The sequence below is a fragment of the Gilliamella sp. W8136 genome (genome assembly GCF_016101285.1).
GTDB classification, from domain to species: Bacteria; Pseudomonadota; Gammaproteobacteria; order Enterobacterales; family Orbaceae; genus Gilliamella; species Gilliamella apicola_N.
On record NZ_JACFQU010000008.1, the window covers coordinates 96,644 to 119,803 of the forward strand.

The 23,160-nt window shown below is 33.2% G+C and carries 20 protein-coding genes; 11 read left to right on the forward strand and 9 right to left on the reverse strand.

Annotation, left to right across the window (positions count from 1 at the left end; all coding sequences use genetic code 11):
• Nucleotide 1: 1 nt before the first annotated feature.
• Entirely contained in the window at nt 2-787 is a 786-nt protein-coding gene (locus H3T96_RS06770) for a lysine/arginine/ornithine ABC transporter substrate-binding protein (RefSeq protein ID WP_144091906.1), read from the reverse strand.
• 1,578 nt (nt 788-2,365) lie between these two features.
• On the opposite strand from H3T96_RS06770, the gene argS reads away from it, so the two are divergent.
• Nucleotides 2,366-4,099, forward strand: coding sequence for an arginine--tRNA ligase (argS, locus tag H3T96_RS06775; RefSeq protein ID WP_144091905.1), 1,734 nt, complete (start codon nt 2,366-2,368; stop codon nt 4,097-4,099).
• Nucleotides 4,100-4,226: 127 nt separating this feature from the next.
• Here argS and H3T96_RS06780 read toward each other — a convergent pair whose 3' ends face one another.
• Nucleotides 4,227-4,520 (reverse strand): putative quinol monooxygenase, encoded by a 294-nt coding sequence (locus H3T96_RS06780; RefSeq protein WP_144091904.1) that lies wholly within the window; start codon nt 4,518-4,520, stop codon nt 4,227-4,229.
• A gap of 580 nt (nt 4,521-5,100) precedes the next feature.
• Here H3T96_RS06780 and H3T96_RS06785 point away from each other — a divergent pair.
• The 8 genes from H3T96_RS06785 (at nt 5,101) to H3T96_RS06820 (ending at nt 15,838) form a co-directional block, all read left to right on the forward strand.
• The gene (locus H3T96_RS06785) at nt 5,101-6,120 is read left to right on the forward strand and encodes an amidohydrolase family protein (RefSeq protein WP_025315173.1); all 1,020 of its coding nucleotides are present in this window, start codon (nt 5,101-5,103) and stop codon (nt 6,118-6,120) included.
• Nucleotides 6,121-6,693: 573 nt separating this feature from the next.
• Entirely contained in the window at nt 6,694-9,216 is a 2,523-nt protein-coding gene (locus H3T96_RS06790; RefSeq protein WP_144091903.1) for a type VI secretion system Vgr family protein, read from the forward strand.
• A gap of 3 nt (nt 9,217-9,219) precedes the next feature.
• The gene (locus H3T96_RS06795) at nt 9,220-11,952 is read left to right on the forward strand and encodes a hypothetical protein (RefSeq protein ID WP_144091902.1); all 2,733 of its coding nucleotides are present in this window, start codon (nt 9,220-9,222) and stop codon (nt 11,950-11,952) included.
• Nucleotides 11,952-12,758: a hypothetical protein gene (locus H3T96_RS06800; RefSeq protein WP_144091901.1), complete on the forward strand. Its 807-nt coding sequence runs from the start codon at nt 11,952-11,954 to the stop codon at nt 12,756-12,758. Before H3T96_RS06795 ends, H3T96_RS06800 begins: the two co-directional genes overlap by 1 nt.
• Nucleotides 12,739-13,653: a hypothetical protein gene (locus H3T96_RS06805; protein ID WP_144091900.1), complete on the forward strand. Its 915-nt coding sequence runs from the start codon at nt 12,739-12,741 to the stop codon at nt 13,651-13,653. The genes H3T96_RS06800 and H3T96_RS06805 overlap by 20 nt, the downstream gene beginning before the upstream one ends.
• Nucleotides 13,631-13,807 (forward strand): hypothetical protein, encoded by a 177-nt coding sequence (locus H3T96_RS06810; protein WP_186279245.1) that lies wholly within the window; start codon nt 13,631-13,633, stop codon nt 13,805-13,807. The genes H3T96_RS06805 and H3T96_RS06810 overlap by 23 nt, the downstream gene beginning before the upstream one ends.
• 334 nt (nt 13,808-14,141) lie before the next feature.
• Nucleotides 14,142-14,402 (forward strand): PAAR domain-containing protein, encoded by a 261-nt coding sequence (locus tag H3T96_RS06815; RefSeq protein ID WP_039126882.1) that lies wholly within the window; start codon nt 14,142-14,144, stop codon nt 14,400-14,402.
• The gene (locus H3T96_RS06820; protein WP_144091899.1) at nt 14,402-15,838 is read left to right on the forward strand and encodes a hypothetical protein; all 1,437 of its coding nucleotides are present in this window, start codon (nt 14,402-14,404) and stop codon (nt 15,836-15,838) included. Before H3T96_RS06815 ends, H3T96_RS06820 begins: the two co-directional genes overlap by 1 nt.
• A 130-nt stretch (nt 15,839-15,968) precedes the next feature.
• Here the strand turns inward: H3T96_RS06820 and H3T96_RS06825 are convergent, their stop codons facing one another.
• Nucleotides 15,969-16,349, reverse strand: coding sequence for a VOC family protein (locus H3T96_RS06825; protein ID WP_039126875.1), 381 nt, complete (start codon nt 16,347-16,349; stop codon nt 15,969-15,971).
• Nucleotides 16,350-16,483: 134 nt separating this feature from the next.
• On the opposite strand from H3T96_RS06825, the gene H3T96_RS06830 reads away from it, so the two are divergent.
• Nucleotides 16,484-17,428 (forward strand): YafY family protein, encoded by a 945-nt coding sequence (locus tag H3T96_RS06830; protein ID WP_144091898.1) that lies wholly within the window; start codon nt 16,484-16,486, stop codon nt 17,426-17,428.
• Nucleotides 17,429-17,531: 103 nt separating this feature from the next.
• On the opposite strand, the gene H3T96_RS06835 is transcribed toward H3T96_RS06830, so the two are convergent.
• The 6 genes from H3T96_RS06835 to H3T96_RS06860 form a co-directional block, all read right to left on the reverse strand.
• Entirely contained in the window at nt 17,532-17,747 is a 216-nt protein-coding gene (locus H3T96_RS06835; RefSeq protein ID WP_144091897.1) for a hypothetical protein, read from the reverse strand.
• 192 nt (nt 17,748-17,939) lie between these two features.
• Nucleotides 17,940-19,331 carry a hypothetical protein gene (locus H3T96_RS06840; protein WP_144091896.1) on the reverse strand — a complete coding sequence of 464 codons (1,392 nt, stop codon included), beginning with the start codon at nt 19,329-19,331 and terminating at the stop codon, nt 17,940-17,942.
• Between the two features lie 263 nt (nt 19,332-19,594).
• On the reverse strand, nt 19,595-20,485 hold the full coding sequence (gene rluB, locus H3T96_RS06845; protein ID WP_039126869.1) for a 23S rRNA pseudouridine(2605) synthase RluB: 891 nt from the start codon (nt 20,483-20,485) through the stop codon (nt 19,595-19,597).
• Between the two features lie 175 nt (nt 20,486-20,660).
• Complete coding sequence (locus H3T96_RS06850; protein ID WP_144091895.1) at nt 20,661-21,164, reverse strand: DUF3592 domain-containing protein; 504 nt, start codon at nt 21,162-21,164, stop codon at nt 20,661-20,663.
• 21 nt (nt 21,165-21,185) lie between these two features.
• Entirely contained in the window at nt 21,186-21,806 is a 621-nt protein-coding gene (locus H3T96_RS06855; protein ID WP_144091894.1) for an L-threonylcarbamoyladenylate synthase, read from the reverse strand.
• A 45-nt stretch (nt 21,807-21,851) separates the two neighbouring features.
• A complete protein-coding gene (locus H3T96_RS06860; RefSeq protein WP_144091893.1) occupies nt 21,852-22,685 on the reverse strand; it encodes a PHP domain-containing protein in 834 nt (277 codons plus the stop codon).
• Between the two features lie 71 nt (nt 22,686-22,756).
• Here H3T96_RS06860 and rraB point away from each other — a divergent pair, with 71 nt between their 5' ends.
• Nucleotides 22,757-23,152 carry a ribonuclease E inhibitor RraB gene (gene rraB / locus H3T96_RS06865; protein ID WP_039126862.1) on the forward strand — a complete coding sequence of 132 codons (396 nt, stop codon included), beginning with the start codon at nt 22,757-22,759 and terminating at the stop codon, nt 23,150-23,152.
• Nucleotides 23,153-23,160 lie beyond the last annotated feature (8 nt).

Genomic DNA, 23,160 nt, shown 5'->3' on the forward strand with positions numbered 1-23,160 from the left:
CTTATTTCTTATTATAAACATCAAAATCAAAGTATTTATCGTTGATTTTTTTATAGGTGCCATCGGCTAAAATCTCGACAAGTGCTTTGTTAAAAGCTTCCTTAAGTTCATTATCTTTTTTACGGAATCCTAAACCTACCCCAACATCAAAATATTTTTTATCGGTAAGTGCCTCACCGGCAAAAATAAAACCTTTTCCTTGAGGTTGTTTTAAAAATGCATAGCTTCCTGTTACTTCATCTTGCAGAGCCGCATCTAAACGCCCTGCTACTAAATCAGAAAAAACTTGTAACTGATTTTGATAAGGAACAATGGTCACACCCTTTGGACGCCACACTTCATTAGCAAAATGTTCTTGTGAAGTACCTTGTTCAATGCCGACTCGTTTCCCTTTTAATGACTCAACTGTCGGCAGGATATTAGTGCCCTCTTTTGTTATCAGACGTGATTTAGTGGCAAAAATTTCATCTGAAAAAGCTATCTGCTTTTTACGTTTTTCAGTCATCATCAATGATGATGAAATCATATCAATCTTTCTTGATAAAAGGGATGGAATTAACGCATCAAAGTCAGTGGTTTGAAAAACACACTTAACATTTGCTTTTTCACAAAGTGCTTTAGTTATTTCAATGTTAAAACCCGTAATTTCACCATTTTCATCAATGTAATCAAATGGAGCATAAGAAGTATCAGAACCTATTTTAATTGATTCAGGTAATGCAGCTTGACTGTTTAGGGATATGCTTAAAAAGACAAGGCTAGATAATACTTTTATAAATTTTTTCATCCGAATACTCATGTAATTTATTAAAGAAGTAATATAACGGGTAATTGAAATTTTTAATAATAAAAAAATATTATTAACCTACTGCAAAATATAAGGATTTTCTTATAAAAAACTATTCTATAAACGGAGCTTTTCTAGTTTTAAACCAAAAACAAATGAAAAGTCTAATATAATAAAAATATTAAAAACTGAATCACATTAAAAACGACAATTATAACTTTGTAAAAATTATTCAGGAGTCTATACCGTTTCATTTTCTTAGCTTGAAATAATTGTTTAAAAGACGACTTATCATTGTTATTAAATGTAATGAGATAATTGACTACAGATTCTTTTAACTTACATGCACTAATCATCAAATACCAATAAATTTTTCTGGAATATCTTTACTTCAATAAACTGCCAATATGTGAATAATAAACTTGATTGCATAAAAACGGTTTACATAAATGTTTTAAAAAACATGATTAACTTACTTCACTAAACCGATCTTCTTTAGGTTTAAACCAAAAAAAATGATCAATCTAATACAATAAAAATATTAAAAATCGAATCACATTAAAAACGACAGTGATAACTTTGTAAAAATTATTCAGGAGTCTATACCGTTTCATCTTCTTAGCTTGAAATAATTATTTAAAAGACGACTTATCATTGTTATTGTATGTAATCAGATTATTGGCTACAGATTCTTTTAACTTACATGCACTAATCATCGAATACTAATAGATTTTTCTGGAATATCTTTACTTCAATAAACTGCCAATATGTGAATAATAAACTTGATTGCATAAAAACGGTTTACATAAATGTTTTAAAAAAACATGATTAACTTACTTCACTAAACCGATCTTCTTTAGGTTTAAACCAAAAAAAATGATCAATCTAATACAATAAAAATATTAAAAATTGAATCACATTAAAAACGACAGTTATAACTTTGTAAAAATTATTCAGGAGTCTATACCGTTTCATCTTCTTAGTTTGAAATAATTGTTTAAAAGACGACTTATCATTGTTATTGTATGTAATGAGATAATTGATTACAGATTCTTTTAACCTACATGCACTAATCATCGAATACCAATAAATTTTTCTGGAATATCTTTACCTCAATAAACTGCCAATATGTGAATAATAAACTTAATTGCATAAAAACGGTTTACATAAATGTTTTAAAAAAACATGATTAACTTACTTCACTAAACCGATCTTCTTTAGGTTTAAACCAAAAAAAATGATCAATCTAATACAATAAAAATATTAAAAATCGAATCACATTAAAAACGACAGTTATAATTTTGTAAAAATTATTCAGGAGTCTATACCGTTTCGTTTTCTTTTGTTTGAAGTGATAATTTAATTGATTAGTAAAAAACTAGATGAGGTAATTAATGGATTGGTAGTTTGAATAAATTTTTGAAATCATACATAAGTTTTGTTATAAAAATAGCCATTGAGTCATTAAAAACAGTCCTACTATTCTAAAAAAAGCCCTCTAAAACTAATCCTACAGTGACAATTTATCACTTTGTCGGTATCATATTGGGCATTTTATTATAATCGATTAGGTTTAGTGTGAATATTCAACAATTATTAACGCAACGCGTTTCGCAAGCAATGATTCTGGCTGGCGCCGATAACAACTGTGATGCTTTAATTAAGCAATCGGCTAAGGTGCAATTTGGTGATTATCAAGCTAATGGTATTATGGCAACCGCAAAAAAACTAGGTATGCCACCAAGAGCATTGGCAGAAAAGGTTTTACAGCATTTAGATATTGATGATATTGCCGATAAAGTTGAAATTGCTGGTCCGGGTTTTATTAATATTTTTCTAAAAAATAGTTGGATTGCCGAGCAGAATGAAATCGCATTAAACAGTGATAAACTCAATATTACTTTACCTGCTAAGCCACAAACGATTGTGGTTGACTATTCAGCGCCAAACGTCGCTAAAGAGATGCACGTTGGCCATTTGCGTTCAACCATCATTGGTGACGCCAGTGTGCGGGTATTATCTTTCTTAGGTCACAATGTCATTCGCGCTAACCATGTCGGCGACTGGGGTACACAGTTTGGTATGTTGATTGCTTATCTTGAAAAGATGCAAAACGAACATGCTAATGATATGGAACTATCGGATTTAGAATCTTTCTATCGTGCAGCAAAAAAACATTATGATGAAGATGAAGTCTTTGCTGAAAAAGCTCGTAATTATGTGGTTAAATTACAAGGCGGTGATGAGTACTGTCGTGATATGTGGCGTAAGCTTGTTGATATTACCATGACACAAAACATCGCAACTTATAAACGATTAAATGTGACATTAACAGTTGAAGATACCATGGGCGAAAGCATTTATAACAGTATGCTACCGGGTATTGTTGCCGATCTTAAACAGAAAAAATTAGCGGTTGAGAGTGAAGGTGCTATTGTTGTATTTTTAGATGAGTATAAAAATAAAGAAGGCGAACCAATGGGTGTTATTATCCAAAAACGTGATGGTGGCTATCTGTATGCAACAACCGATATCGCTTGTGCAAAATACCGTTATGAAACGTTACATGCTGATCGTATTCTTTATTATACTGATTCTCGTCAACATCAACATTTAGAGCAAGTATGGACGATTGTACATAAGGCTAAATATGTTCCAGAATCATTAAAATTAGAACATCATATGTTTGGTATGATGCTTGGTAAAGATGGCAAACCATTTAAAACACGTTCGGGTGATACCGTAAAATTAAATGACTTGCTTGATGAAGCTTGTGAACGCGCAAGCTCGCTCATTCGTAGCAAAAATCCTGATCTGTCAGAAGCTGAACTTGCCCAAATCGTTGATGCTGTTGCTATCGGTGCTGTCAAATATGCAGATCTTTCCAAAAACCGTACTACCGATTATGTATTTGATTGGGATAATATGTTGTCGTTTGAAGGAAATACTGCGCCTTATTTACAGTATGCTTATACTCGAGTGCTGTCCGTGTTTAGAAAGTCTGATATTTCTGAAGACAGCTTAACAGGCGATATAAGTTTGGACAGCGATAAAGAGCGCGCTTTAGCAACTCGTTTAATCCAATTTGATGAAACGATCACTACAGTAGCAAACGAAGGTACGCCACATGTGCTTTGTGCTTATCTTTATGAAATTGCAACACTGTTTTCAAGTTTCTATGAAAACTGCCCTATTTTGACGGCTGAAAATGAAAACTTGAAGCAAAGCCGTTTAAAATTGGCTTCATTAACGGCTAAAACACTTAAAGTTGGTCTTGATATGTTAGGTATTAAAACCGTCGATAAGATGTAATTAAAAAGATAGCCAGTAGTAATTAAGTAAATAAAATTATCTTGCAAAAAATCCATTTAAAAGCCACCGATAAAAATTGTATCGGTGGCTTTTTTATATTTAAATATATTGTTAACCTGAAAAGATTTTAGAAATTAACAGGTTTTGCTACACAAATATCTAACCCATCTACGTGATCTTTGGCAAACGTAGCAAACTCAACAAAATGTGGCATTGCGTTATGACTGTCTATAGCCGCTTGAGAAGCCCATGTTTCAATTACTACATAAACATTAGGATTACTAATACTCTGATTAAGTTCATAATGGAGGCAACCTGCTTCTTTTTGGCTCTCTTCAACAAGTTTTTTTAAAATAGGTTGAAAAGCTTCGTAGTATTCTGTTTTAACTGTAATTGTCGCGATAATACTTAAATGGCTCATATAAACCTCTTGATGTTTAATCTAAATAATCAAATTAAGAGTATAGCTAAAATTACCGATTAGTAAAAAGAGATTACGAACATGATGTCTATTTTTAATTATTTCTACTCATCATTGATTACTCATAGAAATTGGATACACACGAGTAAATGATGGCAGACATTCAATAAATTTTTCTATATTTATCTGAAAGTTGAAATATTGACTTAGCATAAAAATATCTCGATTTTTGGACTAGTAAATCTTTATATAAAATATAGAGTTATATGTTAAAAATTGCCATAGACCCAAAACCATCTTATAAAAACCCTGTATTTAGGCTCGAAAAAATCTAAAAAATAATACTTTAACCATTTCATTTATTTAGATATTTTTTAAAATTTTAAGCTTGCTATTAACCCCAATTTGGTTAGAATTCCAATAGTTTTATACACCAGTCTAGGTTAGCTTGATATGTTAAATTTGAATCAACAATATTTTCGTCCACAATTGTTGATTTTTTTAATCCTCCTTCATGGAGGATTTTTTTATCCACCATTTTTATTAAATCCCAAAAGTAATTGAATTATAGAGGCACATTATGACCGATAATAAAAAAATGTTATCCACCAGTCGAGATCAAAGTTTAAAAGCATATTTGATGAATAAAATAAAGCAAAATGGCGGTTGGGTTAACTCACATATGCATGCCGATCGTGCTTTTACCATAACGGTAGATAGTTTTGATGTGTACCAAAAACAGACCTTAATTGAAAAATGGGATACTTTAGATAAAGTTAAGGCATCAATGAGTGAAGATGATTACTATCGCCATTTTAGTATGGCGGTTGAGCGTATGATTGAACAAGGTGTAACGGCAATGGGGTCATTTGTGGATATCGACCCAATTGCTGAAGAACGCGCTATTAGAGGCGCACTTCGAGCTCGTGAAACATACAAAGATGACATTATCATTAAATTAGTCAATCAAACACTTAAAGGTGTCATCGATAAAGAAGCTCGCTATTGGTTTGATAAAGGTGCTGATTTGGTTGATATCATTGGTGGCTTACCTCGCCGAGATGAACGTGATCATGGCAAAGGAATGGGATTAAAACATCTTGATGTGTTAATGCAAACAGGTAAATCATTGGGTAAAATGGTTCATGTTCACGTTGACCAATTTAACTCATCAGACGAAATCGAAACCGAACAACTCACCGATAAAACTTTAGAGCATGGTATGCATGGTCGTGTCGTTGCTATTCACAGTATTTCAATCACTGCACACAGCTTGGAATATCGTCAAAAACTTTATCAAAAAATGAAAGAAGCAAAAATGATGGTCATTGCTTGCCCATTTGCTTGGATTGATAGCCCACGCCGTGAAGAACAAGGCCCTACTCGTAACTCACTCACCCCCGTTGACGAACTTGCCTCAGCCGGGATTCCCGTTGCCATTGGTACCGATAATATTAGTGATTATATGCTGCCATTTTCAACAGGCAATATGTGGGAAGAACTTAAACTACTTGTTACCGGCTGCCGCTATACCGATTTGGATAATGTGGTAAATGTAGCAACCAAAAATGGACGAATGGTACTAGGACTGGAAAAATAAATCGTCTTTTATAAATAAAAATCTCACCAAAAATAATAAAATTATGGTGAGGTTTTTTTGGATATTATCTCATTTGCAAAAGCATCTTTCTCTACTTTCAAGCAACAAGTATACTCGTTATCAAATTATTAAACGATTGGATTTTTCACTATTAATTGTTTGATAAAACACATATTAGTATACTTGTTTTTTATAGATTAATTTCTATAAATCTTTCCGAACTTTATAAAATTCATGTTAATTTTACCGATTTTTTGTTTTGGTTAATTATTGGTATTACAACGATAATTACCCAAAATTAAAATTAATTCTACATCTCAAAAAATTATGAATAGAAACATTTAGAAATCCGTTTTTTTTAACAAAGCGACCTGTAGCTATTTCTTTAATGTCATGGATTAAGACGTGAATAATAAAAAAACTAAATCATATCAATTATTAGTCTATTTTTTTGCAAAAAATGATCACATTTATTGAATTAACCCATTGACAAGAACCTATTTTGAAGTATCTTATTTATACAAATTTACATGGTTTAATGTAAAAAAGTAAAGATAAGTATAAGAGGCAAAAATGGATAGGATATCCGCTTTAATAAATGGAATTGCTTCATCAGCAACTGATAGTCAACTCAATCACTATAGCCTGTCAATTGATCAACTTGATGAACTCACAATTCTCTCAATTTACTCCATTAATGGGCAAGAGTCATTGAATGTACCTTGGCATTACGAAATAACATTTACCAGTACCAATAAACAAATCGACATTAACTCAATACTTAATCAACCTGCCTCGCTTACCTTTCATGCACCAAATTCTATAAAACAACTTGTTCAACTCAGTTCGCTAACCTCTCAAGCACAAAATAGGACAATATATGGTGTTATTACTGAATTTAGCTTGATATCAGTAAGTAAAGATGAAGCTCGTTATCAAGTCATATTAAATTCACGCTTGGCACTACTAGCCAATGAACATCGATGTGCTATCTATCAAAATAAAAGCGTGGTTGATGTTGTAGAAGATGTTTTACGTTCCCATGGATTTACTGGTATTGAATATCGCCTAGAACTGAAAAACGCCTATCCTGCTCGTGAATTTATTACTCAATGGCAAGAAAGTGACCTTGTTTTTATTCAGCGTATTTTAGCCGATGTTGGGATTTGGTTTCGTTTTGAAACACATGTACAGCACTCTTGTGATGTCATGGTTATCAGTGATTACGAACAAGGATTTGATAATACAGGACACTTGCCTTTTAAACCGCCTAGCGGCATGAATGATATTCAACAAAACAGTATTTGGAATTTACAATTTAGAAGTAAAACCAAACAACAACAAGTATCAGTTAATGATTATAATTATCGCGCCGCCGAGAGTAATCTAAAATCTAACGTTAATACCCAAATTAAGGACACCACTACTTATGGCAATGATTACCGCTATGGTGAACACTATAAGCAAAAAGGTAGTTCAAACACAGTAGAAAGTGGCCATTGGTATGCGCAAATCCGTCATGAATATTACATCAGTGATAAAATCATTATCCGTGGTGAGTGTAATGATTATCAATTAATGCCTGGGCAAATTATCATTATTGATGAAAGTCCAATTAACCATATTCAAAAAGGGATTATAATCCTATCGACGCAGAGTTATGCAGACCGAAGCTCATCTTACAAAACCCATTTTACAGCTATTCCATTCGAAGAATTAAAACCTTATCGCCCTGCTCCAATTGCTTGGCCAAAGGTAAGTGGAACCTTGCCAGCCAGAGTCACCAGCCCAGACAATGATATCTACGGTTACATTGATACTCAAGGTCGTTATCGTGTTAAATTCGATTTTGATTTAACCGAATGGAAGAAAGGTGAAGAAAGCTTATGGGTTAGACTCGCTAAACCTTATGCAGGTGATACTTATGGGTTCCACTTCCCGCTTATAGACGGCACAGAAGTGGCGATAGGTTTTACTTCGGGCAATCCAGATAGACCTTATATTGCTCATGCAATGCATGACAGTAGCAATCCTGATCACGTTTCGACCAGTAACAAACACCGTAATGTAATTCGAACACCTGCCAATAATAAACTGCGCATGGATGATAAGCGTGAGCAAGAACACATCAAATTAGCCACCGAATACGGTAAAACGCAACTTAACCTTGGGCATTTAGTAAATAATAAAAAGCAACAGCGTGGCGAAGGGTTTGAACTTAGGACCGATGAGTTTGGAGCAATAAGAGCCAGTAAAGGTGTTTATCTTACGACCATAAGCCAAGAAAAAGCGACTGGTGAACAGCTTGATATGAAAGGTACCATTAAACAGATTGAAAAGTCTCTTGATATATCTCATGCTTTGATCGGTTGTGGCAAAGTGAGTGGCGCTGAACTAGCCGAAATAACCGAACAGCAAGCATTATTCGATGCCAGTAATCAATTACATGAATCAGCCGTTGTTATTCATGGTGAAAAAGGGATCACACAAATTTCGCCCAGAAGCATTCAACATGCTGCAAATGAAAATATTATTGCTACCGCAGGTAAAAATGCAAGTATCAATATTTTTAAAAAGCTCTCTATGGCAGCAGGTGAAATGATATCTATTTTTGCCCATAAGTTAGGAATAAAACTTATCGCTGCTTCAGGGCGAGTTCAAATTCAAGCCCAATCCGATGAAATGGAATTAACTGCCCAAAAAAATATGTTTATCACTAGTTGTGCAGGTAAAATTACCATTAATGCCCAAAATGAACTGCTACTGCTTAGTGGAGGTAGCGGAATTCGTATCAAAAATGGCACTATCGAAATGATAGCACCAACCAGCATATTACAAAAAACAGCAGTACTATCTTACAGTGGTCCTGAAAGTATAAAAGAAGCGGCACCTTCATTTGAAAAAGGCAGTCTTGCACGTAAATTCAAATTGCACTTTAATGATTCACCCTCACAAGTGCTAAAAAATCAACCGTATCGTATCCACTTCAATGACGGAAGTACACAAGATGGTATAACCGATGAGAATGGAGAAACAGAAATCATTCCAATGACAGAATTAGAACAAATAAAAATAGAAATATTAACAAAGGAATAAGTTATGACTGATTTTGATAACTTAAAAGGAAACAATATCTCGGTTAGTACTACAGGACTTCCTCTTGAATCGGGAGCCATGTTAACAAGTAATGTAGATGCACCTCGTCCATTACCCTGTGTTGTAATATTAATTCATGGCGTAAATGATGCAGGAGAAGCGTTTGAAAATCTAGATAAAATGATTTGCAAAGGTTTAAATCGTCGCTTAGGGCGTAAAGATTTAAAACCTAACAAGTGGCGATGGGCGAAAACAAGCGCTGATGATTTTTCACCAAGAATAGAAATGTTAACAGAATGGCAAGAAACCGTTGGCCGGATAGAACCACCTTTTGCACCTAAGACAGTTAAACATAAAAGTTATTCTCCTATCATTCCATTCACTTGGGGATACAGACCAGTTGACGAAGATACCTATAAACAAGAACTGATCGCCTATTGCAAAAGATTACAGGATGACAATATCGAAGATCCTGAATTACCCTACGATAGCTATTTGATTGACCGCGACTGTCATTTCAAAACCAAAAATATAGAGGTCAATAAACTTAATTGCGACAAATTTGGTAACTGGATCGATTACCTTTATCAACGTAATGGTGGGCCTTTCGCCAATGCAACCACTTGTATACCCGATATGTATGGTCCAGGGATGGCTGGTTTGTTAGGATATGTAGGAAAAAAAATTACTCCAATACTAGGGGGGGATGTGAGCTATGATAACCCACATCGCATCTATTATGCCTTTGCCGCCCATCGTTTGGCGAAGTTAATCAAACAGATTAGAAAGGATACCGAAGGTCAAGATATTCCAATTAATATTGTTGCTCACAGTCAAGGCACCATTATTACCATGTTAGCCAATCTGATTTTAGCCAATGATAAGGATAAACCATTACCTGCTGATTGTGTGATTTTAGCGCATTCACCCTATGCTTTTGAACCAACCTACGCTGAAGAAACATCCAAAGATCTAGGTATGGGTGTCCAATCAAAATATGGGCGTGAGCAGACATTTATTAATTTTGTTGATCAAATGTATAATTTACAGGGTGCTCGAAGGAGTAAATTTTTTAAATTAGACGATTTAATTAAAACAGGGGTAATTAATACTACAGTTAATGATAATGAAATTTATACCCAAGCGGATGGAACTAAAAAACAGTATGATAGACTTGGCGATGATAAAGAACTATTTTATCGTGATAACTTTGGTAAAGTGTATCAATACTTTAGTCCCAATGATCAAGTGGTATCATTATCGAATGTTCAAGGCATGGGTTGGCAAGGTATACACGAGGAAATTTTTGTTAATTGTAAAAATCAAAATCTAAAACAACGAATTTTTAGTCATGGACATATTGCTGGCAATGATCCAATAGGTAAAAATGTATCACCTGTTTTGGGCTACTTACATATAACTGAAAAAGATTACCCGAGTAATATTAGTGTAAAGGATTATAAACAACGTTTAAAGGCTATAGTGTCTGATAACAAAAACATTGAATTAGACGTTATGTTGCTTCCTGAACAATTAGCATCAATATCAGAGAAATTTTCAGAGAAACTTATTATTGAAAAAGCTGAATCTATTGACTATGGTATGTATACTCGAAATGGTCATGCTGTCAAAGTTTTTTTTTCATACAACATAGAAACAATTAAAAAATATTTTCCCAGTGCTTATTATGAAATTGTAGTTGCTGAGAATTTAGATTCAGACTGTAAGAAACAACAAATAAATAACAATTTTAAAAAATATCCAAATAGATCTGTATCTTATGATAAGCTTGAGTCTGAGGCGAAGTCGCAATGTTCTAAATTAAGAACTGGTCGTATTATTACTGGTACTGCAAAATTTGAACCGAAGTTATTATTTATAAATGGTGAACTCGTTCCTGAAACCATGATCTATACAGTAGATCAACCAAAAGGAAAAACAGCGTTAAGCCGAGCCATCCATTATAATGATATATATAATAGTGATAACCTTTTTTTTGAAAATATTGAAAAAAAAGTAATTAATCAGATAATTGACCGGCCTGATTATATACCTGAAAAAATAATATATCCCTTCGATAGTTCATCTGCTTTGATTACTAATAAACTCCAATTAAAAAAATTGCTCGACGATCATCCTGAATGGGATAGAGGCATAGAGTCCGCAAGATACATACCTCGGATGGCAAATAAAATATCAGTGAACTACTGTAAAACACAAGAACAAATTAAGACCGAAATAGGTAAAAAAGTAGACGATGAAGCAGATATCAGTTCTCACCATTCGGGCATAACCAATAGTCTGGAAGTGCCAGCTAAAATTATGGCTTATGATTTGGCAATTGGGGTCGTTAAAGAAATCAATCCAAACAATCAAGGAACATTAAACAGTTGGCGGGCACAGGCTGACTGGCATAACCCTTACAATCCCGATTCCGAAACTGTTGAGTATGCTAAATCCGGTAAACTACCTAAAGAGTTAAAAAGAGCTATGAACTACCCAAGTAAGCATATGCCAGAAGGTGAAGAATTAGTTGTCAATGATTTTTACCACGTCGAGCTTGAAACTAAAGTAACTATACCCATCAGCAAATCGCCATTCTTTGTAGTCACTGCAGAGGTTAAAATCAATATAACTGACATAATAAAGAAGCTAAAAAAGCTAAACAAGAAAAACAAGAAAAACAAGAAAAAACAATGGCCACTTCCCACACGTGACTTAATAAGGAGTAACTGATGCTGATATTGATTAGTTATTTACTACTGAGTTTAGCATTATTTCTATTTTGTTTTTTTAAACGTTGGCATCTTTTTTGTTGGTTAAGTTACAGCGTTTTTTTGATCTGTTTTTTGGCAATCATCCCTTTACCGGGTGAAGATAAAGTAAAATATACAGCCCCTACCCAAGTTGTGTTTCGTTTTGATGAGCACCGATTTATTCAACTTACTGGCTATGGTTGCCAAGGGCGAATGTACTATGTTGATGATCAAAAGCAGATCTATTACGAATTAGCTCGGCACTCGGCAAAGGTTTTAACCGAGCCTTTTGCCCATATGCCTGAAGATTATATCTTTGTACCTTTAAGTGATTATTCTGCTATAGATGTTTCCCAAGACGGCGGACGTTCTTTTCGTACCATTCATATTGAGACGTATGAGGGTATGGGAAGTTATCAACCTACTTATAATACTATAGAAAACATTATAGTTATGAATAATCAATTTTTCTTAAAAGATAAAAATAGAAGTATTTATCGTTCACCCAAACCTTACGGTACACGTTCTGCCATAATTTCAGCTACCAGTGAAAAATCTTTTGAAGGCAGTATAAGATATATGGGACTTCGCTGGACGGATCAACCTCAAACTATGCCAATCATGCCTGCCAATTATACTGGTTGGCAGCGATGGCAGTGTGATCCTAGCTTAAAACAATCGATAACCGTCTATAACCGTTATGCGCCACTTATTAAATTACAAGCCCAATTACGCCATCTATTAGGCGTCACAGACGAGGTAAAGCATGAAAAAGAGACTAATTAAATTGTTGATCTGTTGCATTGTCATTCCTGGCGGTTTATGGGCTTTTATCATTAACTTTGGTTCAAATTTACCGGAAAGATATGAAGAAACAACGGGACTGGATATTCCAATGCCTGAGCCAAGAGAAGGTTATGAAATTATTTATCCAGAAGTTATTAAAACAAGTAATCCCAACTATACAGCTTCGTTTTATTATTTAAGTGAAAAACGTCAGGTTATTTACCGTTATGATGCAGATCGTTATTTAGAGCTACAAGGTGAAAACTGTGAAGGATTAATTTGGTACCACGATCAGGCCAAAAATATTCATACGCGTATCGACAAAATCTTTTTTACTCATGATAGGTTACCAAAATTTAACTATTACAACCCAGGTAAGGACTATATTGGCATTCCAACCGACGATATGTCAGCAATACCGTTTTCAATTGACGGCGGTAAAACTTTTTATGTTGGCGAGGTGACCGATTTTGCAGCTAACCCAAGTGAGCAAGTCGAGCGTTTTATTGGGGTAGATGATAAACCATTAACCCTGCAATTTAATGATGTTAAAAAATCGACTATGGAAAGCTTTATTAATACTGTTACCGTTTCTGGTAATACAGGCTATTTTATTCTAAAAAATGATGTACTGTTTGGGGATACTGTATTTTGGCAAATGTTTAAATATCCTCAACAAACTTTTCATTCATTAAGTGGTGTTGTAAACACAAAAAAAAATATTGATTTATACCTTAAAGGTGAACACCTGAAAGAAGTCCAACTATTGGGGCGATATTGGGAAATTTATTATAAACCCGCTTATATAGAGCGCATAACTGACGCGCGTAATATTAAACTTGAACCCTATCAAGGTTGGGACAAAATTCGTTGTGAAATTGGGGCAGAAAAATAATTCTAATATTGACACTCAAACCGATAAAAGTGTCAGGTTAACCATTGTTGATGTATTGGCAAGAATAGAGCGGATAACTGACGCACGTAATATTAAACTTGAACCCTATCAAAGTTGGGACAAAATTCGCTGTGAAATTGGGGCAGAAAAATAATTCTAATATTAACAAATAAGCCGATAAAAGTGTCAGGTTAACCATTGTTGATGTATTGGCAAGGATAGAGCGAATAACTGGCGCGCGTAATATTAAACTTGAGCCCTATCAAGGTTGGGACAAAATTCGTTGTGAAATTGGGGCAGAAAAATAATTCTAATATCAACAAATCCAATAAAAGTGTCCAGTTGACTATTGTTGATGTATTGGCAAGGATAGCGAAAATAGCTGACGCAAGCAATCCCAAACTTGAACCATATCAAGATTAAGACAAAATTCGTCATGAAATTAGATCTGAAAAAAGGTAAATAAAATATAAGTAAGGAATTTATTTATGAAAGGTGTAATACGGTTAGGTGATCCACATTCGCATGGTGGAAATGTTATTAGTGCATCTGGAGCTGATTTTGATGGTATACCTGTTGCTTTAGTGGGAGACAGTGTATCTTGCCCGAAAAAAGGACATGGTATAAATCCGATTATTGAAGGGCATCCTACTTGGTTAATGCATGAACGCCAAGTTGCTGTTGAAGGATGTCATGCCGCATGTGGCTGTGTATTAATATCAACATTAACACAAGTGGGATGCAACTAATGAAATGGCAATTACCAAATATTGAAGACAAAACAATACCCAAGAATTTTTCAAAATGGGGGTATTTTTTGATTTTTGTGATTAGTTTTTTATTTTATATCATTTTTATTGTTATTGTTCAGAATGATAACGATGCTGTGTTCTCACAATTTAATCTTATCTTCATTTTTTTTATTATTATGCCAATATTATTTGGTTTGTCTATGATAGGTTTTTTATACAGCTTCTTTTTTTATGAAAAAGTTGATGCGTTAATATTTAATAACTATCTAAAAAACATGCGTATAAATTGGCAAAGTTGGTGCCAAAATTCAATTAATTTGATTGATTACCATTATATTACAGGAATTGATAATGTCTCTTTAAAAATAATGAAAATTGAGGGACACTCTCCAATAAATCCAGATAAAGTAATACCCATTTCAATTATAAGAGAAAATGACAGTTCTCCATTATTACATTTGTTTGATAAGATTTTATTACCAATGAAATCTAAATTAAACATTCTTCCAAGTGTGACAATTCTTTTAAACACTAATCAAGACCTGGAAGTTATAAAAAATGTATTAATGACTTATAGTCAACTCAATGAGCTAAATATTCATCAATCTAATATTACTTTTTCCAACATAATACCTTCTATAGATAAGATTAATGATTGGATTGATGATAATTCAATTCAAAATATACTATTAATTAACCTATTATTTGACACTAAAAATCAATTAGAGGTGACTGAATATTGTTGTGCACTATTGTTTTCAAATGATGAAGAGGTATTAAATCAATCCCCTTTGAAAATAAATTTATTCCGCTCCCTTAATACAAATTTAACTAATTTCAATAAAGATCTAGAGTACTTTTTGGATTCAAAACAAGTACAAAGAGAAAAGATTAACCAAGCATGGACACTCTATTTACCATCTCCAGCTTTACACAGTTTTAAAGCTACATTATTTGATCCAAATAGCGGAATAAAACTTGAACCAAATAAATTTTATCAATTGGAGATAAATTTAGGTAAGTTAGATTATAGTCATGCATGGCTTGCATTGTCACTCGCTGCAGATGGTATAGTTAAAGAGCAAAAAGGGCAAATCATTGCTACGCAAAATAAAGATTCAATTAATATTATGCAATTATCCGATGAAACGGCATATACACCGACAAAAGAAGATAACATAAAAGGTTACTATCCAACCATAACTTGTTTAAGTTGCTTATTACTCTTGTTCTGCATCTATTTAACAATAATATTTTCACTTGAAGAAACAGATTCTGAATTTTTGATGCAAATAGGCGTTTTTTCTTTTATTGCGGGACTTTTTATTATCGGGGCAATTATTGTAGGTACCCTTTATCAAAGATCTTCAAAAGAAGATGATTTCATCGAAATGTGGTTTGAAGAACAAGATAAAATATCAAATAGTATTTAATTTAGAATATTCTATTTATATAGGAGCGTGTTCCACCGCTCCTATTCTTCCTATCACCCAAATTAGTTTAAATATAAATCTTTCATGAAAAAAAGATAATCATTGTTTTTATAATTTTATTTCATCACTTTTATTCAAACTTTGAGGTGTCAGTGGCGCAAATTCTAAGGCGATGCCCGTCTGGATCATTGCCAACACAAGTATATCCAAAATCAAGCATTTGAGGTTCAAGTTCTATTTTTACGTTGAGCTTTTTCCATGTTAAATAGATTTCGTCTACCTTATCTTTTGTTATATCACTAAAAGAGAGTTCAAAACCACCAAAATGATTCGGTGCTTTAGGTGTGATTTGATCGGCTTGTTGTAATCCTAAAATAAAATCGTCTTTTAATGAAAAAACTGCAAATCCTGGATAGGTTTCAATAGGATTTTGTTCAAGTATTTTTGTGTAAAAGTCGGTACTGATATCGATGTTTTTAACATAAATAATAACGCTATTTGGTTTAAACATTTTGGTCACCTTTTTGTAATAGATATTAAAAAAATTAATATATTTAAATTATGTTATCTATATTATGATGAGGTAACCCTGACAACTGTATGTCATATTAAAAATTTAAGATCAATTATTTCAACACTTAAAATATGAAAATTAACCGTATAATTACTATCATTATGATACTACTTCAGAAAGATAGAATAAGCGCTAAAGTATTATCGGAAAAATTAGATGTATCATTGCGAACCATTTATCGAGATATACAAGTTATTGAACGTGCGGGAATTCCGATCATCACATATGCAGGAAGTCAAGGCGGGATCAGTATTTTAAAAGATTATAAAATCAGCAAAGGGCTATTTACTAAAGACGATGTGACTGTTCTTTTAAAAGGTCTGAATTTATTATCTTCTCCAATTTTAAGTGACAATGAAAAATCCCTTACTCAAGAAAAAATTAAAAGCTTTTTAACTCAGCAAGAACTTAATGATTTAGGCAATGAGCTGAACCAACTTGCTGTGGATTTATCTCCTTGGTTTTTAAAACAAAACAATAATAATAAAATAGCGATTATTAAAGTGGCGTTGAGTCAGCAATTACTGTTATCGTTTGATTATGTAAAAATTAAACATGATACGATTTCTCGATTAATTGAGCCTTATCAACTGCTATTTAAAGAAAAAGAGTGGTACTTACAGGCTTTTTGCTTAAATAGAAATGATTTTCGCCTATTTAAATTATCGAAAATGTCTAATGTCCGTAAAACAGACATTAATTTTACCAAAAGATCGATTCCAGACATGGTTTCTTTATTTAAACGTGATATGAAAACAAAAGTCTTTAAAATAAAATTATTAATTGATAGCTCTATCTTAGAACGCATATTAGATTATTGTGATGAGAAAGATATAAATCCATTCGATGATAATAAATATCTAGTCGATTTTGATTTTATCGAAGATGATTATAGTTACGGTATATTAATGAGTTTTGGGCATCAATGCCTCTGCTTAGAGCCTGAACACGTCCGTCACAAACTAATCCAACGAACCGAAAAACTTAGGCGATTATATAACGAAGAAGAAATTTGAATTAATTCCAACTTCGTGTAACCGATCTGCCAATTAATTTAGAAACTTTTGTTGTCATATCAACTTTATTGAAAATTAACGTTATTCGCTATACTAACGATACTTAATATTGGTCAGATATATTAGTCCAATCAATATGATTTGAATCAAAAATATCTACCCCCTTTTGACGAATCCGTTCAATCCACTCTTCTGCTTGGCATTGACCAATATCAAAATGTTTGATTGCCGTTTTCATCATCACGTCGTGTTCATTAGCAATGGTTGTTGGCATTAATACACAATCATCCGTATTGATACAAACCGAAATAGACCTCATTCTGATACCGATTACATATCAGTCAATTTAAACTTTTTACTTTCACTACTAAATGATTCTTATTTTATGATAATTAGCTGTAGAGTTGGTATCTTGAGGTGTTAACGTAGTCGTGCAATTTACTAAAAAAGTATGTGCAACATGTCCATTACCAACCTCAAGATACTTTTTATCATCTCTTAAATCTTTCTATTAAAGGTAAGAGAGATCATTAGCAATATCCTTAAGTCTAGACCTTAATTCGGTTAGTTGTTCTTGTTGGGCTTGTTTATAAAGTTCATCTTGAGATTTTAAACTTCCTTCACTATAGTTACGGTATTTTGATGGTACATCACCACTATAAATATATTTGTATTTAGCGGAAGTTTCTTTAACTTTAAATGATTTAATATAGCTATACATACCGTTAACCATGATGTTTGTCGTTAATGTTAGTTGATTGCTATGAGTTTCTGTTTCTATAGTGTAGCGCTGATCTTTATAGCTTTTGAGTTTGGTTATTCTCCCTTTTTTATCTGGCACTTCGACATATTTATCAAATACCAGTTCAGTTTTTGTTTCATAATTAACTGATTTGCCAAGATCATTAAAATCAATATCGTAGTCAATTCGTATATCAATATCTGCTTCACTCAAGTAATTGGTAAACTCAATATAATATGAGCCTATATATTCTCTAATTTCATTCGTAAATTGAGATGGGGATGAATTATAGTAAACTTTAACAATTCCCTTTTTTTGGTAGGTGTCAGCTAATGCTTTTGCATCGCGATATTTTCCATATGGCTGGTAAACTTTTACTGCTTTGTTAAAGTAATCTGCCACCTCTCGAAACTCGTGACGCTTTCTGGCATTTTGAGAGAGTTGTTGGGCTTGTTGATAAGCAGCCTCGGCTTGTTGCGTACAATATTTTTTGTCATTTTCAATTGCTCGTTTATCACTATCTCTATATTTACCGAGTGGTTGATAAACTTGTGAAGCATTACTAAAAGCCGTTGCAGCCTCTTTGTAGTTTTTTTCTTGTGCAAATTTTTTACCTAAATCATAGTATTCTTTGGCAGCAACCTGCATATATTTCGTATTGGCGTTTTGATACCGTTTTTCAATATCTTTATAATTATATCGTTCTAAACCACGTTGGTATAAATTGGCTTTGTTCTTATAGCTTATACTGTCTGTGCCCGTTATTGAATTTGCATAATCGTAATATTGTTTAGCAATGGTTTGCTCCAATTGTTCCGAATCGTATTTATTATTGAAAAAATCGACCGTTGAACTATAAAAACGATCCCTAAGCATCATTTTCATCTTAAGTAAGTTTTGGTAGATATCAATACGTTTTTTATAATCGGTGTCTGAAGTATTGGCTAGATTGGTTTCATAATGTTCCATAACATTAGTGACTAAAGTGCGTAACTTTTCGGCTTTATCTTTGTCATACTTTTTGAGGCCTTTTTCTTCAATATTGTTAGTTAATAAACTGATACTTTCTAGATATTTTCCCTCTTTATATGCTTCCTCACTTGTACGTGTATGGCAAGCGGTAAGAAAAAAAATGACAAAAATGGTTATTACTATTCGCATAATATTTCCTTTCAATAATTATTCATCCTTTATCAAACTATTTAGAATATAACAAGTTTGATGGGTTACACGTTAATTAAAATAGCCTTTAATTATTTTTGCCGATTTTATGAAAAAAAAATACTTAGCATTTTTCATTTAATGCTATATTTCTATACCACAACGATGATAACAAAGCGTAAAAAATAATATTTTTAACATTAATCAATTTTTTGATGGGTGCACACCTCAATACAAATTATGTATTGAGGTGATGAATAACTCTATTTTCGAGTAGGTTTTTTAGCCGTAGCACGGCGAGGTGATTTAGACGGATTATTCAATTTGATACGTTTTGGTCTAACCGTTTTTTTGTCCGATGATGAAGTTGTTTTAGTAAAACTTTTAACTTCTGCTGGTAAGCCCACAAGTTCACGTAAATAGTTGACAGAATCAATACCTAGTTCCATCCATGTACCGCGTGATAAGCCTTTTGGTAAGTTGATGTTGCCATAACGAATACGCAATAAGCGGCTTACTTGTACATCGATGGCTTCCCACATTCTACGCACTTCGCGATTACGACCTTCGGTTATAACGACATTAAACCATTGGTTAAGACCATCACCACCTTGTGCTTTAATTGAATTAAATGAAGCAGGACCGTCTTCCAATTGTACACCTTTGCGCAATTGATTAATTTGCTGATCGGTAATATTACCAAACACTCGCACAGCATATTCACGTTCGATTTCATGTCTTGGATGCATTAAACGGTTAGCCAATTCACCATCAGTAGTAAATAACAAAAGTCCTGACGTATTGATGTCTAAACGACCAATATTGATCCAACGTGCATTTTTTAAACGTGGCAATCGTTCAAATACCGTCGCACGACCTTGAGGATCATTACGTGAACAAATTTCACCCTCTGGTTTATAATAAGCCAGAACTCGGCAGATCTCTTTTTCTTTACTTCTTAGTTGAATTAAATGCCCATTGATGCGAATTTTGGGATTAGCACTGACATCGACACGATCGCCTAAATTGGCAATTTTACCGTTAACGCTGATCTTCCCTGCCGCTATCATGGCTTCAATCTCACGCCGTGAACCATTGCCTAAATTGGCTAGTACCTTTTGTAATTTTTCAGTATTATCTTTTATGTTTTTCATAAGCAGTTCTCGCTACCTTCACAGGTATCATATTTGTTTAACTTTAAGTGAAAACTTATATCAAAATCGATTTTATTATTTTGATACAGTTAGTAAATTTTATTTGTTGAATATTGAGTTACTCAATTTGCAACAAAAAATAGGTATAAATTTTTAATGTTACTAAATAATTATTTTATTTACGTTTATTCTTTCGAAGTATTTTATATTTGTGTTTGCGTTTATGTCGTTTGCTGTTTAAGAGATTAATTCTATAATTTTCAGAATGTTTTGCCAAAAAATAAGGCAGATAAAATCCAACTACACTAAATATCGTTCCCATAGAAGCGATAAAAACTATATCAAACCAAAGTGCCATAAAATCCGATATTTTAGCTTCCTTATCATTATAACGAACTTTCACCTGTTGACCTATATCATAAAAGCTGGGATTAGACCCAAATGATGAAGTAAAGATTCTCTTTTGATCCTTTTTATCAGTAAAAGTAACAATAGGATAATAAATTAAACTATGATGAGGATGTCGGTCTCTAGAATGACGAAATTCAAAACTTGTAACATAACCTACTGTAGAGTCTGATTCATTAATAAAACCAATTTGTTGGTAAGCTAACAAGGTACTTAACAAACAGAGAAATATACCTATCAAAGCAAAAGGTATAAAAAATTTATATTTCATTAATCTATCCAGAAAGTTACACTAAATAAACGGGCTTATATCACCACTGCCTTGACGAATAATATCTGGATAGTCATTAGTTAAGTCGATTACTGTTGTAGGTTGCGGACCAATGTATCCGCCATGCACAATAGCATCAAGTTGATGACCAATTTTATCTTCAATCTCTTCAGGATCGGATTGGGCTTCATCTTCATTAGGTAAAATTAATGTGGTTGTCATTAATGGTTGCCCTAACAATTCAAGTAATGCTAAATCAATTTTATTATCAGGAATACGTAAACCAATGGTTTTACGTTTTTCATTCATTAATCGACGAGGTACTTCTTTGCTGGCTTGCAAAATAAAGACATATTTACCGGGGGTATTATTCTTCAAGAGACGGAAAGTCGTGTTATCAACAAAAGCGTAAGATGATAGTTCTGAAAGATCGCGACACATTAAAGTAAAGTTGTGATATTTATCAAGCTGGCGAATTTGGCAAATGCGATCAACACCATACTTATTATCGAGCAAGCAGCCTAATGAATAACCTGAATCTGTCGGAAAAGCGATAACGCCACCCTCATTTAAAATTTTGACAACTTGATCTAATAATCTTGTTTGTGGATTATCAGGATGAATATAAAAAGTTTGGCTCATAGTTTTCTTCTATATTAGTGTTATGGTTAAGTTTTGTTGTTTTATTTAGTCATTCCAATTATGCCAGATTGGTGTCACACTGGCGGGTAAAGGTGTGGTTTTACCTAAATCAAGATAATTAACCAAATCATGAAAATCGGAACCTTGAGATGCCAATAATCCGAATTCATTAGCTAATTTTGCCAATCGTTGTAAATCATCTTGTGTTTGTCGGCTTTGTGATACTTCCATTGCATCACCACCATATTCTTTAAATTCACCAATTAAGGTTTTTAATTTAGTTAACGTTAAATCATAACGACTAGGATGAGCAAGTACTGCTTGCCCACCTGCTGCATGAATAGCATTAACCGCATCACCAATAGAGCAACATTTTGCAGGCACATAAGCATAACCACTTTTGCCTAAATATTTTTTAAATGCTTGTTTAACATCTTTAACATGACCATTGGCCACTAAAAAACGGGCAAAATGGGCACGTGATACAATATCACCTTTCGAAAATTGTTGTGCTTGTTGATATGCATTATCAATGCTAACTTTCGCCAATTTTTGATCAATGCTTATTGCTCTATCAATTCGACCTTGTTCTTGGGCTGATAACAATTCAAGCAACGGTGAATTTTCAATATCGATATTTAATCCAACAATATGAATTTCATTATTCTTCCAAATTGTTGACACTTCAACGCCATAAATTAATTTAACGGGTAAATTGTCACGTTCTATCGTGTTTTTTGCCTCTAACAGACCTTTGATAGTATCATGATCGGTAATTGCTAACATACTGATTTGATTATCAGCTGCTCTTTTGACCAGTTCACTAGGTGTCAATATGCCATCTGACGCAGTTGTATGCGAATGTAAATCGACGATCACTTTTTTTCTCGAAAATTATTTTTAAACGTGTAATATACCACACAAATTGCATGACCACTAAAAGGTAAATTATGAAAGATCAAATTATGCTTGCTCAACAAGATACTAACGCTATTATTGAAGAACTATTAGAAGATGGCAGCGATCCTCATGCGCTTTATATTATTGAACATCATATCTCATCACAAAATTTTGATCTACTTGAAAAAGTCGCTGTAGAAGCTTATAAATTAGGTTATGAAGCTACCGACCCTGATGAAGATGTAGATGATACTGGCAATGTTGTTATCGGGTTTGATATTGTGGCTGAAAGTCCACTTAATGCAGAATTAATTAATGCCCAAATAGCGGAAATCATCACATTAACTAACCAATTTGGTGTCAATTATGATGGTTGGGGAACCTATTTTGAAGATGGCAGTGATGATTTTAATGAAGTTGATGATAATATGGAAACGCTTCATTAATAGGGGTG